This is a genomic window from Pseudomonas sp. Nvir (genome assembly GCF_963778085.1).
Lineage (GTDB): Bacteria > Pseudomonadota > Gammaproteobacteria > Pseudomonadales > Pseudomonadaceae > Aquipseudomonas > Aquipseudomonas juntendi.
On record NZ_OY970405.1, the window covers coordinates 4,644,162 to 4,658,135 of the forward strand.

At 65.0% G+C, this 13,974-nt stretch carries 14 protein-coding genes; 10 read left to right on the forward strand and 4 right to left on the reverse strand.

The window, feature by feature from the left end; all coding sequences use genetic code 11:
• The first annotated feature begins 21 nt into the window (after positions 1-21).
• Both ygfZ and AACG97_RS22355 read left to right on the forward strand, forming a co-directional pair.
• Positions 22-963, forward strand: a complete 942-nt coding sequence (gene ygfZ, locus AACG97_RS22350) for a CAF17-like 4Fe-4S cluster assembly/insertion protein YgfZ (RefSeq protein ID WP_009684771.1) — start codon at positions 22-24, stop codon at positions 961-963.
• 55 nt (positions 964-1,018) lie between these two features.
• Positions 1,019-1,825: an HDOD domain-containing protein gene (locus tag AACG97_RS22355; protein ID WP_009684772.1), complete on the forward strand. Its 807-nt coding sequence runs from the start codon at positions 1,019-1,021 to the stop codon at positions 1,823-1,825.
• Between the two features lie 48 nt (positions 1,826-1,873).
• On the opposite strand, the gene AACG97_RS22360 is transcribed toward AACG97_RS22355, so the two are convergent.
• Together AACG97_RS22360 and AACG97_RS22365 are read right to left on the reverse strand one after the other, a co-directional pair.
• The gene (locus AACG97_RS22360; RefSeq protein WP_009684773.1) at positions 1,874-3,253 is read right to left on the reverse strand and encodes a sensor histidine kinase; all 1,380 of its coding nucleotides are present in this window, start codon (positions 3,251-3,253) and stop codon (positions 1,874-1,876) included.
• Positions 3,246-3,917, reverse strand: coding sequence for a response regulator (locus AACG97_RS22365; RefSeq protein ID WP_009684774.1), 672 nt, complete (start codon positions 3,915-3,917; stop codon positions 3,246-3,248). The genes AACG97_RS22360 and AACG97_RS22365 overlap by 8 nt, the downstream gene beginning before the upstream one ends.
• Before the next feature lie 197 nt (positions 3,918-4,114).
• Between AACG97_RS22365 and AACG97_RS22370 the strand changes: the two genes are divergently transcribed.
• The 5 genes from AACG97_RS22370 (at position 4,115) to AACG97_RS22390 (ending at position 9,615) form a co-directional block, all read left to right on the forward strand.
• Positions 4,115-5,404 carry an OprD family porin gene (locus AACG97_RS22370; protein WP_009684775.1) on the forward strand — a complete coding sequence of 430 codons (1,290 nt, stop codon included), beginning with the start codon at positions 4,115-4,117 and terminating at the stop codon, positions 5,402-5,404.
• Positions 5,405-5,449: 45 nt separating this feature from the next.
• A complete protein-coding gene (locus tag AACG97_RS22375) occupies positions 5,450-6,430 on the forward strand; it encodes a Bug family tripartite tricarboxylate transporter substrate binding protein (RefSeq protein ID WP_009684776.1) in 981 nt (326 codons plus the stop codon).
• 184 nt (positions 6,431-6,614) lie between these two features.
• Positions 6,615-7,073, forward strand: coding sequence for a tripartite tricarboxylate transporter TctB family protein (locus tag AACG97_RS22380; RefSeq protein WP_009683063.1), 459 nt, complete (start codon positions 6,615-6,617; stop codon positions 7,071-7,073).
• Positions 7,074-7,076: 3 nt separating this feature from the next.
• A complete protein-coding gene (locus AACG97_RS22385) occupies positions 7,077-8,591 on the forward strand; it encodes a tripartite tricarboxylate transporter permease (RefSeq protein ID WP_009683064.1) in 1,515 nt (504 codons plus the stop codon).
• Positions 8,584-9,615 carry an AbrB family transcriptional regulator gene (locus tag AACG97_RS22390; protein WP_047149748.1) on the forward strand — a complete coding sequence of 344 codons (1,032 nt, stop codon included), beginning with the start codon at positions 8,584-8,586 and terminating at the stop codon, positions 9,613-9,615. Before AACG97_RS22385 ends, AACG97_RS22390 begins: the two co-directional genes overlap by 8 nt.
• Positions 9,616-9,672: 57 nt before the next feature.
• Here AACG97_RS22390 and ung read toward each other — a convergent pair whose 3' ends face one another.
• Positions 9,673-10,365 (reverse strand): uracil-DNA glycosylase, encoded by a 693-nt coding sequence (ung, locus tag AACG97_RS22395; protein ID WP_009683066.1) that lies wholly within the window; start codon positions 10,363-10,365, stop codon positions 9,673-9,675.
• Positions 10,366-10,491: 126 nt separating this feature from the next.
• Between ung and AACG97_RS22400 the strand changes: the two genes are divergently transcribed.
• A complete protein-coding gene (locus AACG97_RS22400) occupies positions 10,492-11,598 on the forward strand; it encodes an enoyl-CoA hydratase/isomerase family protein (protein ID WP_009683067.1) in 1,107 nt (368 codons plus the stop codon).
• A gap of 12 nt (positions 11,599-11,610) precedes the next feature.
• Here AACG97_RS22400 and AACG97_RS22405 read toward each other — a convergent pair whose 3' ends face one another.
• Positions 11,611-12,069 (reverse strand): hypothetical protein, encoded by a 459-nt coding sequence (locus AACG97_RS22405; protein ID WP_009683068.1) that lies wholly within the window; start codon positions 12,067-12,069, stop codon positions 11,611-11,613.
• 212 nt (positions 12,070-12,281) lie between these two features.
• Between AACG97_RS22405 and AACG97_RS22410 the strand changes: the two genes are divergently transcribed.
• Positions 12,282-13,757: a sensor domain-containing diguanylate cyclase gene (locus AACG97_RS22410; protein ID WP_047149743.1), complete on the forward strand. Its 1,476-nt coding sequence runs from the start codon at positions 12,282-12,284 to the stop codon at positions 13,755-13,757.
• The gene (locus tag AACG97_RS22415; protein WP_009683070.1) at positions 13,754-13,966 is read left to right on the forward strand and encodes a cysteine-rich CWC family protein; all 213 of its coding nucleotides are present in this window, start codon (positions 13,754-13,756) and stop codon (positions 13,964-13,966) included. Before AACG97_RS22410 ends, AACG97_RS22415 begins: the two co-directional genes overlap by 4 nt.
• Positions 13,967-13,974 lie beyond the last annotated feature (8 nt).

The following is a 13,974-nucleotide window of genomic DNA, read 5'->3' on the forward strand; positions in this document are numbered from 1 at the left end:
CTTTAGCCACCGCGATGACCCATGGCCGATTCCGCTTTCTTCTGCCCCCTGTCCCACGAGGGCATCCTCGCCGTCCGCGGCTCCGATGCAGGCAAGTTCCTGCAAGGCCAGCTGACCTGCAACATCAACTATCTCAGCCAGGAACATGCCGGCCTCGGCGCCCGCTGCATGGTCAAGGGGCGCATGCAGTCGAGCTTCCGTATCCTGCCCGAAGGCAACGGCTACCTGCTGGCCATGGCCAGCGAGCTGCTCGAGGCGCAATTGGCCGACCTGAAGAAGTACGCCGTGTTTTCTAAGGCCACGCTCACCGATGAGAGCAGCGCCTGGGCACGCTTCGGCCTGCAAGGGGGCGAAGCGGCACTGCAAGCACTGGGGATCGACCTGCCCAGCGCCGCGGGCAGCACCGTGCGCCAGGCCGGGCTGATCGCGGTCACCGTGTCCGCCGGCCGCGTAGAGCTGTGGGTAGCGGCGGACAACGCCGAGCCCGTGCGCCAGGCCCTCGCCGCCGCCCTGCCCGAAGGCAGCCTCAACGACTGGCTGCTCGGCCAGGTCCGCGCCGGCATCGGTCAGGTCATGGGGCCGACCCGCGAGCTGTTCATTCCCCAGATGATCAACCTGCAAGCTGTCGATGGCGTCAGCTTCAAGAAGGGCTGCTACACCGGCCAGGAGATCGTCGCGCGCATGCAGTACCTGGGCAAGCTCAAGCGCCGTCAGTACCGCCTGGCGCTGGACCAGGCCGCCGTTCCGGCGCCGGGGGCGGAAATCTTCTCGCCCACCCACGGCTCGTCGGTCGGTGAAGTGGTGCTGGCCGCCAGCAACGGTGCCGGCTGCGAATTGCTCGCCGTGCTGAGTGCCGAGGCGGTAGAAGACGACAACCTGCACCTGGGCAGCCTGGAAGGCCCGCGCCTGCAGGTGCTGACCCTGCCTTACGAACTGGACCGCGACCGGGAAATCCAGCGCTGACCAGCCTGCCCCGCCCGCGTGGCGGGGCCGCACCACCACTGCGGTAGACACGCCCATGAACAAGCTGGCCGAGATGGTTCAAGCACAGTTGCTCGATGCCATCGAAAAGGATGACCTGGTCCTGCCGACCCTGCCCGAAGTTGCCTTGAGCATCCGTGAGGCGGCAGAAGACAGCGAGATCAGCGTAGCGGCCCTGAGCAAGGTGATCGGCCGTGATGCGGCGCTTTCGGCGCGCCTGATCAAGGTCGTCAACAGCCCACTGCTGCGCGCGGCGGTAGAAGTGACCGACCTCCACACCGCCATCACGCGGCTGGGCATCAACTACAGCTGCAACCTCGCCATCGGTCTGGTCATCGAGCAGATTTTCCACGCCCGCTCGTCGGCCGTGGAACAAAAATTGCGGGAAATCTGGGCCAACAGCCTGGAAGTGGCGGGCATCAGTTACGAAATCACGCGCCGCTACACCCAGCTCAAACCTGAGCAGGCGACCCTGGGTGGGCTGGTCAACCAGATTGGCGCGCTGCCCGTGCTGATCTACGCCGAAGAGCACAACGAACTGCTGTCCGACCCGGTGTGCCTGCATTATGTGATCGAGCAGATCCAGCCGGCGCTGGGTGACAAGATTCTCAAGGCGTGGGAGTTTCCGGAGCAATTGGTCAACCTGCCCTCGCAGGTTCAGGACCTGGACCGCCAGACTGACAAGGTCGACTACATCGACATCGTGCAGATCGCGCGTTGCATCAGCCAACGTGGGCGCCAGCGGCCGTTGGCGGCGCTGCCGGCGTACCGCCACCTGGGCTTGCCGTTCGGTACCGAGCTTGAGGTGGAAGAGCTGCTTGAGGCGCGGAGCATGTTGCGCTGACCCGCTCAAACCTGCGCTGGCCGGCGGTGGGCCAGCACAGGCACCGCGTCAGTCCGCGATAAAACTCACCCGTACCCGCAACCCGCCCTTCGCGCCATCATGCAGGCTCACCTGCGCCAGGTGCGCCCGGCAGATCTCGCCCACGATGGCCAGCCCCAACCCGCTGCCCTGCGCACTGCGCCGGTAGAACCGCTCGAAGACCCGCTCGCGCTCAGCCTCGGGAATGCCAGGCCCGTCGTCTTCCACTTCCAGCACGGCCGGGGCCAGCACGCGAATGATCACATTGCCGCCCTGCGGTGTATGCGCCAGGGCATTGTCCACCAGGTTGCTCAACAGCTCGTTGAGCAACGTCGGCTCGCCCTTCAGCCAAACCGGCGCCTCGGCCTCCAGCGCCAGCGCAACGCCGCGCTTGTGCGCCAGGGGCGCCATGGCCATGCCCAGCTCCCGGGCCAGTTGGCTCAAGTCCAGGCGCTGCGCACCGCCCTCGGCAATCGCCCGCGCGCCGTTCTCCACCCGTGCCAATGACAGCAACTGGTTGGCCAGGTGGGTCAACCTGTCGGTGCCCTGGGCGGCAGACTCCAACGTTTCCCGCCACGCCTGCGGCTCTGGCGAGCGCAGGCCCAACTCGACGCGCGCCTTCAAGGCCGCCAGCGGCGTGCGCAGTTCGTGCGCGGCATCGGCAATGAACTGGGCCTGGCGCTCGAACTGGCCACGCAGGCGTTCAGTGAAATGGTTCAAGGCACGCACCAATGGGCCCAACTCACGCTGCACCTGCACCACCGGCAGCGCCCGCAGGTCGTCGGGCTGGCGCTCCTCCACCGCTGTGCGCAGGCGCTCCAGCGGCCGCAGCGCCGCACTGACGGCGAACCACACCATCACCAGCGCCGCCAGCGCCAGCATGCCCAGGCGCAGCAAGGTATCGGCCATCAAGCCGCGGGCCATGCTCACCCGCGCCTCCTCGGTCTCGGCCACACGGATTTCCGCCATGCCATTCATGTTCGGCTCGCTCACCGCCTTGAGCAAACTGACCACGCGCACGTCCTGGCCCAGGTAGGTGGCGTTGTAGAACCGCGCCAGCGCCGGGTAATCGTCGGTGCGGGGCGTGCCTGGCGGCGGTGGCGGCAGGTTCTCGTAACCGGAAATCAGCCGCTGCTGGATATCGAGCACGGTGTAGTAAATGCGCCCGGCGCTGTCGTAGGCGAAGGTGTCCAGCGCCACGTAAGGCACGTCGGCGCTCAGCGAGCCATCGCGCTGCGACAGCCCCGCGGCGATGGTCCGTGCCGAGGCCAGCAGGGTACGGTCGTAGGCGGTATCGGCAGCCTCGCGACCATTCCAGTAGGCGCTCAGGCCGCTGGCCAGCATCAGCACCACCAGCAGCAACGCCAGGTTGCCCATCAAGCGCCCGCGCAGGCTGCCATTGTCACGCATCGCGATGCTCTAGCAGGTAGCCCAGGCCACGGAAGGTGACGATGGCTACCGGCTGGCCGTCGAGCTTCTTGCGCAAGCGGTGGATGTAGATTTCGATGGCATCGGGGCTGGCCTCCTCGTCCAGGCCGAAGACCTGGGCGGCCAGCTGCTCCTTGCTCATCACCCGGCCCGGGCGGGCGATCAGCGCCTCCAGCACACTCTGCTCACGGGAGGTCAGGGTCAGGTTGTCGTCGCCAAGGGCAAAACGCCGGGTATCAAGGTCGTACACCAACGGCCCGCAGCGCTGCTGGCGCTCCCCACCGAGCACGCTGCGCCGCAGCAGGGCTTTGACCCGGGCTTCCAGCTCGGTCAGCTCGAACGGCTTGGCCAGGTAGTCATCGGCCCCCAGATTCAGGCCGTGGACCCGGTCCTTGACGTCGCTGCGGGCGGTCAGCATCAACACCGGCAGGGTCTTGCCGCGCCCACGCAAACGCGCCAGCACTTCAAAGCCATCCATGCGCGGCAAGCCGACATCCAGCACGGCCACTGCGTATTCTTCGCTGGCCAGGGCCAGGTCGGCGGCCACGCCGTCATGCAGCACATCCACGGTCAGGCCCAGGCTTTTCAAGGCCAAGGCCACGCTTTCGGCCAGTTGCAGGTGGTCTTCGACCAGCAGCACACGCATCGGTTTCTCCCTCTCGGCTGGGGCAATGGCGCGGAGTGTACCGCTGTCGCCGGGCCTGTGAAGCCCCATGTGGCAACCTTTCAGGTTGAAAGGTTAGCGAAAGGTTCGTTGCCTAGCATCGCCCTACGGTCGCGCCTCGCACCGAAAAAAGCACCAGCAAGGTGCAACGAATAAGAACAAAAACGGAGTCACCGACGATGCTGTCAGCACAGCCGCAGGCGTTTGCGCCTACCCGTTCCTTTGCCTCACGCCCCAGCACCCTCGCCAGCGCCCTGGCGCTCGCCGGTGTCGCCCCGCTGAGCCAGGCCGCCTTCTTCGAAGACAGCACGGCCACCTTCGAAACCCGCAACATGTACTTCAACCGCGATTTCCGCGACGGCACCAGCGCGCAACAATCCAAGCGCGATGAATGGGCCCAGGGCTTCATGCTCAACTTCGAGTCCGGCTACACCGATGGCACCGTAGGCTTCGGCGTGGACGCGCTGGGCATGCTCGGTATCAAGCTCGACTCCAGCCCGGACCGCACCGATACCGGCCTGCTGCCGACCCACGATGACGGCAAGGCTGCCGACGAATATTCCAAGCTGGGCCTGACCGGCAAGGTCAAGGTCTCCCAGACCGAACTGAAGATCGGCACGCTGATCCCCGAGCTGCCGACCCTGCAACCGAACGACGGCCGGATCCTGCCGCAAACCTTCGAAGGCGGCCTGCTCACCTCGAAGGAAATAAAGGGCCTGACGTTCACTGGCGGGCGCCTGGACAAAGCCAAGGACCGTAACGACACCAATTGGGAAGATCTGGCCCTGAACAACAAGAATGGCCGCTTCGGTGGTTCGTTCAGCGCCGATCACCTGGCCCTGGGTGGGCTTGACTACCAGTTCACCGACCGTATCACCGGCAGCTATCACTTCGCCCAGCTCGACGATATCTACCGCCAGCACTTCATCGGCATGGTCGCCACCCAGCCGTGGGGCCCAGGCACCCTCGGTGCCGACCTGCGCCTGGCCATCAGCGACGACGCCGGTGCCGCCAAGGCCGGCAACATCGACAACACCACGTTCAACGGCATGCTCAGCTACGCCCTGGGTGGGCACAAGGTCAGTGGCGCGTGGCAGCAATTGTCGGGCGACAGCGCGTTCCCTTATGTGGATGGCGCCGACCCCTACCTGGTCAACTTCGTGCAGATCAACGACTTCGCAGGCAAGGACGAGCGCTCCTGGCAGGCGCGCTACGACTACAACTTCGCCGCCCTGGGCGTGCCCGGCCTGACCTTCATGACCCGCTACATCAGCGGCGACAATGTCAGCCGCGCCGCCGGTGGCGAAGGCAAAGAGTGGGAACGCGACACCGAAATGAAGTACGTCGTACAAAGCGGCCCGTTGAAGAACGTGGCCGTGCGTTTGCGCAACGCCACATTCCGCTCCAACCTCGCCCGCGATGCCGACGAAGTACGGCTGCTGGTGAGCTACAGCGTGGCGCTGTGGTAAGCCGCTAGCCTAACCCGATAACAACAACACTCACGGAGATCGACGATGACCTTTTCACTGCGCCGCCTCGTCCTCGCTACCGGCTGCCTGCTGTTGGCCGGCAACGCCCTCGCTGCCGAACCGAAACGCCCCGAATGTATTGCCCCCGCCTCGCCGGGCGGTGGTTTCGACCTGACCTGCAAGCTGGTGCAAAGCGCCCTGGTGCAGGAAAAGATCCTCAGCAAACCCATGCGCGTCACCTACATGCCCGGCGGTGTCGGCGCGGTAGCGTACAACGCCGTGGTCGCCCAACGCCCGGCTGATGCCGGCACACTGGTGGCCTGGTCCAGCGGTTCGTTGCTGAACCTGGCCCAGGGCAAGTTCGGCCGCTTCGACGAAAACGCCGTGAAATGGCTGGCCGCGGTCGGTACCAGCTACGGCGCAATCGCGGTGAAGAGCGACTCGCCCTACAAGACCCTCGACGACCTGGTCGCAGCACTGAAGAAAGACCCGAGCAAAGTGGTGATCGGCTCTGGCGGCACCGTCGGCAGCCAGGACTGGATGCAGACCGCCCTGATCGCCAAGGCCGCCGGGATCAACCCGCGTGACCTGCGCTACGTGGCCCTGGAAGGCGGCGGCGAAATTGCCACGGCCCTGCTGGGCGGCCACATCCAGGTGGGCTCGACCGATATTTCAGACTCCATGCCGCACATTCAGAGCGGCAACATGCGCATCCTCGCGGTGTTCTCGGAAAACCGCCTGGACGAGCCGGAGATGAAAGACATCCCGACTGCCAAGGAGCAGGGCTATGACATCGTCTGGCCGGTGGTGCGCGGTTTCTACCTGGGGCCAAAGGTCAGCGACGAGGACTACGCCTGGTGGAAGCAGTCGTTCGACAAGATGCTGGCTTCGCAAGACTTCGCCAAACTGCGTGACCAGCGCGAGCTGTTCCCGTTCGCCATGACCGGCGAAGAACTGGACAGCTATGTGAAGAAGCAAGTGGCTGACTACAAGACGCTGGCCAAGGAATTTGGCCTGATCCAGTAAGCCTGCCGGATCCACCACAATCCCTGTGTAGGAGCGGCCTTGCGTCGCGATCGGGTCGCGAAGCGGCCCCTGGAACTGCCTTGCGATGCTGCAGACAGATCGCAGTGGCAGGCTTTGCGGGCGCTTCGCGGCCCGATCGCGACGCAAGGCCGCTCCTACAAGCAATCTCAACGAGGATTTTTTCATGATCCTGCAACGCCTCTTCGCCCTGGTCTTGCTGGCGGTGTGCGCCGTGCTTGCCATAATGGCCTGGCCCTACCAGGCGGCGTTTTCCTATGAGCCGGTGGGCCCGCGTGCCTACCCACTGCTGATGCTCGGCCTGATGGGCCTGGGCCTGCTGTACCTGGCTATCCGCCCGACGCCGATCGTGCGCAAGGACGACGAACCAGAACTGGACCGCGCGACCCTTTTCAAAATCGCCGCGTGTGTCGGCCTGCTGCTGGTTTTCGCCGCCACCTTCGAACCCTTGGGCTTCATTCTCAGTGCCATCCTGGTGGGCCTGCCCATGGCGCGCCTGTATGGCGGCCGCTGGCTGCACAGCGCCATGGTGGTGGTGGGCATGAGCATCTTCCTCTACTGGCTGTTCGACCGCGTGATGGACGTGCCACTGCCCCTTGGCCTGCTGAGCGTACTGGAGAACTGACACATGGATACCTTGAGCTACCTGGGCCAGGGCTTCGGCGTTGCCCTGTCCCCCTATAACCTGGTCACCGCCCTGTCCGGCACCTTGATCGGCACCGTGGTCGGCCTGCTGCCAGGCCTGGGCCCGATCAACGGCGTGGCCCTGCTGATCCCGATTGCCTTCGCCCTCGGCCTGCCGCCAGAATCGGCGCTGATCCTGCTGGCAGCGGTGTACCTGGGCTGCGAATACGGCGGGCGTATCAGCTCGATTCTGCTGAACATCCCGGGCGAGGCTTCGACCGTGATGACCACCCTCGACGGTTACCCGATGGCCCGCCAGGGCCTGGCTGGCGTTGCCCTGTCGCTGTCGGCCTGGAGTTCGTTCATCGGTGCGCTCATCGCCACCTGCGGCATGGTGCTGTTCGCCCCCCTGCTGGCCAAATGGGCGATTGCCTTCGGCCCCGCCGAGTACTTCGTGCTGATGGTGTTCGCCATCGTCTGCCTGGGCGGCATGGCCGGTGACAAACCGCTGAAAACCTTCATTGCCGCATTGATCGGGCTGTTCCTGTCGGCGGTCGGTATCGACGCCAACAGCGGCGTCTACCGCTTCACCGGCGACAGCGTGCACCTGGCCGATGGCATCCAGTTCGTGGTGTTGGTACTGGGCCTGTTCTCGATCAGCGAAATCCTCCTGCTGCTGGAAAAGACCCACCATGGCCACCAGGCGGTCAAGGCCACCGGGCGCATGCTGTTCAACTTCAAGGAGGCGGCTTCGGTGTTCGTGGTGAATATCCGCTGCGGCCTGCTCGGTTTCATCATGGGCGTGCTGCCGGGCGCTGGCGCCACGCTGGCCAGCGCCGTGGCCTACATGACCGAAAAACGCCTCGCCGGCACCAGCGGCAAGTTCGGCAAGGGCGACGCCCGTGGCCTGGCGGCACCCGAAACCGCCATTGGTGCTTCCTGCTGTGGCGCCCTGGTGCCCATGCTGACGCTGGGCGTACCGGGCTCCGGTACCACCGCGGTGATGATCGGTGCACTGACCCTGTACAACATCACCCCAGGCCCCCTGCTGTTCGAGCAGCAGCCAGACATCGTCTGGGGCCTGATCGCCTCGCTGTTCATCGCCAACATCATGCTGGTGATCCTCAACATCCCGATGATCCGCATCTTCACCCGCATCCTGGCCGTACCAAACTGGGCGCTGGTGCCGGTGATCGCCATCATCACCGCAATCGGCGTGTACGCCGTGCATGCCACCACCTTCGACCTGTTCCTGATGGTCGGCATCGGTATCATGGGCTACATCCTGCGCAAGCTGGACTTCCCGCTGTCGCCGATCCTGCTGGGCTTCATCCTCGGCGGCCTGATGGAACAGAACCTGCGCCGGGCGCTGTCGATTTCCAACGGTGAACTGGGCATCCTCTGGTCAAGCCCCATCAGCCTGTCGGTATGGGTGCTGACCCTGTGCATGCTGACCCTGCCGCTGCTGCGCATCTGGCGCAAACGTGCGCAGCAGCGTCGGGCCATGGCCGATGCCTGACCGGTCACTGCCGCTGTACGTTGCAACCGGGCTGGTCGGCCTTGCTGGGGGTTTTGCCGCCAGCAAGGTCGGCTGGCCTTTGCCGTGGATGATCGGCTCGCTGCTGGCGATCATCCTGGTGCGCTGCCTGACGCCCTGGCAATTGCCGGAAATACCCAATGGCCGCAAATGCGGGCAGTGGGTCATCGGCATCGGCATTGGCCTGCACTTCACCCCGGCGGTGATCGAGCAGGTCGCCAGCCACTTCGTCCTGATTTTCTTCAGCGCGGTGTTCACTACCGTGACCAGCGTGATCAGCGTGTGGCTGCTCAGGCGCAGCGGCGAGGACCGCGCCACTGCGTTCTTCGCCAGCATGCCCGGCGGTTCGGGAGAGATGGTCAACCTTGGCGCGCGCAACGGCGCGGTGCTCAGCCAGGTGGCGGCCGCCCAGAGCCTGCGGGTGCTGGCTGTGGTGTTGTGCGTACCGGCAGTATTCAAGTACCTGCTGGGCGACGGCGTCGCGCTCAACCACGCAGGCAGCGTAAGTTGGAGCTGGTTGGCCCTGATTGCCCCGCTGGGCATTGCCGTGGCCCTGCTGTGGCAGCGCTTGCGCCAGCCCAACCCATGGCTGTTCGGGCCACTGCTGGTGGCGGCCTCGGTGAGCCTGGCCACCAACCTGCAGATCGCCCTGCCCAACGGCGCCAGCCAGATCGGCCAATGGTTGATTGGCAGCGCCCTGGCCTGCCACTTCAACCGCGAATTCTTCCGCCGCGCCCCATCGTTTCTCGCCCGCACCCTGCTGGCCACGGCATTGTGCATGGCCGTTGCCGCCCTGGCCGCCTGGGCACTGAGCGTCCTGACGGCACTGGACTTGCGCTCGCTGACACTGGGCATGATGCCAGGCGGGATTGCCGAAATGAGCTTGACCGCAGAGACACTGCAGCTGTCGGTGCCGCTGGTGACGGCACTGCAGGTGATGCGGCTGCTGCTGGTGCTGTTTCTGGCCGAGCCGTTGTTCCGCGCGTGGAACGCCAGGCCTCGATGAACGCGGCGCCCGGCGAGCGGCGAACCCGCTGGCCAGGCGCTGCGCCAGTCCACATGACTACAACGGCGGCAACGCCCAGTTGATCGGCGCCAGCCCGCGCTGCTCGAGGAAGCTGTTGGTGCGGCTGAAGTGCCCGCAGCCGAGAAAGCCGCGGTAAGCCGACAACGGTGACGGGTGCACCGACTTCAGCACCAGGTGCTTGGTGCCATCGATCAGCTTCTGCTTGCTCTGCGCATGGGCGCCCCACAGCAGGAACACCACGTGCGGGCACTGCTCGCTGACGACCTGGATGATCCGGTCGGTAAAGTGCTCCCAGCCTTTCTTGGCATGCGAGGCCGCATTCGCGCGCTCGACCGTCATGGTGGTGTTGAGCAGCAGCACGCCTTGCTCGGCCCAGCTTTGCAGGTAGCCGTGGCTGGCGATCGGGATGTTCAGGTCCCGCTGCAACTCTTTGTAGATATTGACCAGCGACGGCGGCGTGGCCACCCCGGGCTGCACCGAGAAGCACAAGCCGTGCGCCTGGCCAGGCCCGTGGTAAGGGTCCTGGCCGAGGATCACCACTTTCACCTGTTGCAGCGGTGTCGAGTTGAGCGCGTTGAAGATCAGCGGCCCTGGCGGGTAGATCTGCTTGCCGGCAGCGTACTCGCTACGCAGGAACTCGCGCAGCTGATGCATGTAGGGCTGGTCGAACTCACCGCGCAACGCGGCCTTCCAGCTGGGTTCGAGTTTGATACGGTCGTCGTCAGTCATGGGGCCTTCCATAAACAATGGCGCGACACTAGGTAAGCCCTACCCGCTTGTCAAACGATCCGACCGACGACCGGCATGATTGGCCAGGCAAGCCATACTTGGGCCATGACTTGCGCGAGGTAGTCCATGACCATTCATTGCGAGGTGCTTACCGGCGCCGATGGCGCCCGCATGGGCATCGCCACCCTCGATGCGCCCATGGCGCTCAATGCCCTGACCCTGCCCATGATCGAGGCGCTGGGCGACCAGCTGCAGGCGTGGGCGCGCGACCCCGGGGTGGTCTGCGTGCTGTTGCGTGGCAGCGGCGCCAAGGCATTCTGTGCGGGAGGTGATGTGCGCGCGCTGGCCCAGGCTTGCCGCGATCAACCTGGCAGCGTGCCACCGCTGGCCGCCACCTTCTTCGCCGCCGAATACCGCCTGGACTACAGCCTGCACACCTACCCCAAACCGTTGCTGTGCTGGGGGCATGGCCATGTTCTGGGCGGCGGCATGGGGTTGCTGCAAGGCGCCAACGTGCGCATTGTCACACCCAGCAGCCGTCTGGCCATGCCGGAGGTCAGCATCGGCTTCTACCCGGACGTGGGCGCCAGCTGGTTCCTGGCCCGGCTGCCAGGCAAACTGGGGCTGTTCCTTGGCCTGACCGGCGCCCCGCTCAACGCCCGCGATGCCCTGGACCTGGGTTTGGCCGACCGCTTCCTGGGTGAGCACCAGCAAGAAACCCTGGTCGATGAGCTGCTGCAACTGAACTGGCAGGAACACACCGCGTTGCAGCTCAACAGCCTGCTCAAGGCCGAACAGCACCGCGTGTGTGCCGAATTACCGGCCGCTCAATGGTTGCCGCGCCGGGCAGTGATCGACGCGTTGCTCGATGTTGCCGATGCGGCTGCCGCATGGCGCGCGCTGGAAAACCTGAAGCACCATGACGACCCATTGCTGGCCGACGCCGGCCAACGGCTGCAGCAAGGCTGCCCGCTGACCGCCCATCTGGTTTGGGAGCAGATTCGCCGGGCGCGACACCTGTCACTGGCGCAAGTGTTGCAGATGGAGTACTGCATGAGCCTGAACTGCTGCCGCCACCCGGAGTTCAGTGAAGGGGTACGCGCCCGACTGCTGGACAAGGACAACCAGCCGCGCTGGCACTGGCCGGATGTGGCGCAGGTGCCGGCAGCGGTGGTTGAGGCGCACTTCGCCAAGGTGTGGGAGGGCAGTCACCCGCTGGCGGACCTGGGTTAGTGCAGTGGCTGCCTAGCGCTGCCATTGCCCCTGCCCGCGCGGCCCATCACCTGGCCCACCGCCATTGCCTGGCCCATTGGATTGCCAGCCGCCCCGCGGGTAGCGCTGGCTGCCATCGCGGTAGTCGTGCCGGTCCCGGTCACCCCGGTAGTCATCACGCTGGCGGTTGCCATAGTCATGGCGCGGCTTTCCGTGCCACTGGGTCACCGGCGGGCGTGGCTGCGGCCGGTAGTTGGGTGCGGGCTGATAGCGGTAACGCGGGGCGGGCTGGTAGTAGTAGCGTGGTGCCGGCTGGTAGTAGTAGCGTGGCTGCGGCGCCACGTAGTAACGGTCATAACGATAGTACCCGGGCGCTGCATAGCGGTCGCTGGTGTAATAGTCGGAGCGGTAGTAGCTGCCACTCTCGTAGTAAGGCGCGCAGGCGGAAGTCATCGACCCCAGCAGGGCGATCAACAGGATTCGATAGGACATGGCGGCCTCCTGGACCGCTGGAGTGCCCGCACAGCGGCGCTGTCGGGCGTCGATGCGAAATGTGTTCATCGACATTGAATAAGACACCGGTAACAAGGTGCAGTGCCATTCCTGCAATAATTTGATACAGCTGCCCGGGCACCGAAAAACTTGCAGTCATTTCAGGGCCACCTCACTAGAATGGGCGGCTCGGCACACATCATGGGAAGATCATGCCTTTACGTTCCACCCTGTTTTCGCAGCGTTCGCTGATCTTCACCCTCCTGTTGCTGCTGGCCTGCGGCTTTCTCGCCACCTCGCTGCTCAGTTACTTCGCTTCGCGCAGCGCTATCCGTGACGGCATCATCAATACCGAGTTGCCGCTAACCTCCGACACGGTCTACTCGGAAATCCAGAAAGACCTGATTCGCCCGGTACTGATCGCCTCGATGATGGCCCAGGACACCTTCCTGCGCGACTGGGTGCTGTCCGGCGAGCAGGACACCGCACGCATGACCCGCTACCTGGGGGAGGTCATGGGCAAGCAGGACACCTTCACCTCATTTTTCGTGTCCGACCGCACCCTGACCTACTACCAGGCCAAGGGGGTGCTCAAGCATGTCGACCCTGGCGCCTGGCGCGACGCCTGGTACTTCCGCCTGCGTGACCTCAAGGCGCCTTATGAGATCAACGTCGACCTCGACATGGCCAACCATGACAGCCTGACCGTATTCATCAACTATCAGGTGCATGACTATCAGCAACGCTTCATCGGCGCCGCCGGTGTCGGCCTGAGCGTATCGTCGGTGGTCAAGCTGATCGACCGCTATCAACAACGCTACCAGCGCGCGGTGCTATTCACCGACGCCAAGGGCAAGGTGCTGCTGACCGGCTCGGCAGGCGGCCCGCATGGCCTACAGGTGGGCCAGCAGCTCAGTGCCAACCCCGAACTGCAGGACCTGCTGGCCGAACGGCCTGTACCCAGTGAAGGCAGCCACGAGTACCGTGACAGCGACCAGCACAGCCACTTCCTCAACGTGCGCCAGTTGCCTGAGCTGGACTGGTACCTGCTGGTGGACAAACGGGAAACCGGCGCGCTCGATCGCATTCGTCACTCGCTGTACCTGAACCTGGCGATCTGCACCATGATCACCCTGGTGGTACTGGCACTGGTACACGCCATGGTCCGCCGCCATCAGGCCAGCACAGAGGCCCTGGCGACCCTCGACAGCCTCACCGGCCTGCTCAACCGGCGCAGCTTCGACCTGCTGGCTGCCCAGGCCCTGCGCGAAGCCCAGCGCGACAGTGGCCCACTGGTGGCGTTGCTGTTCGACCTGGACCACTTCAAGGCGCTGAACGATACCCATGGCCACCTGGCAGGCGACGAAGTGCTGCGCCAGTTCGCCAATGTGCTGCAAAGCAGCCTGCGCCAGTCGGATATACTGTGCCGCTGGGGTGGCGAGGAATTCATCGTGCTGCTGCGTGAAGCCGAGGGTCGGCACGCCATCGAGGTGGCCGAAAAGATCCGCCAGCGCACCGAACAGCTGACCTTCAGCTACGACGACCAGCCACTGCGCCTGACCACCAGCATCGGCCTGAGCAGCCTGCGACCGGGGGATACCCTGCACACCCTGCTGACCCGCGCCGACCGTGCCCTTTATCGTGCCAAACAGGCTGGCCGCAACCGTGTCTGTAGCGAAACCCCATGACTGATCAGCAACACTGCCCCGCTTGCGGCGCGCTCAACCACTGCAGCCTGGCCGACCCACGCCGCGCCACCCAGGCCTGCTGGTGCTACGGTGTCACCATCGACCCGAGCGTGCTCCAGGCACTGCCCGCCGCGCTGCGGGACAAAGCCTGCCTGTGCCCGCGCTGCGCCGCCGTTGAAGACCAACTCCAATCACGCCCTTCCAGCTGACGCCAAGC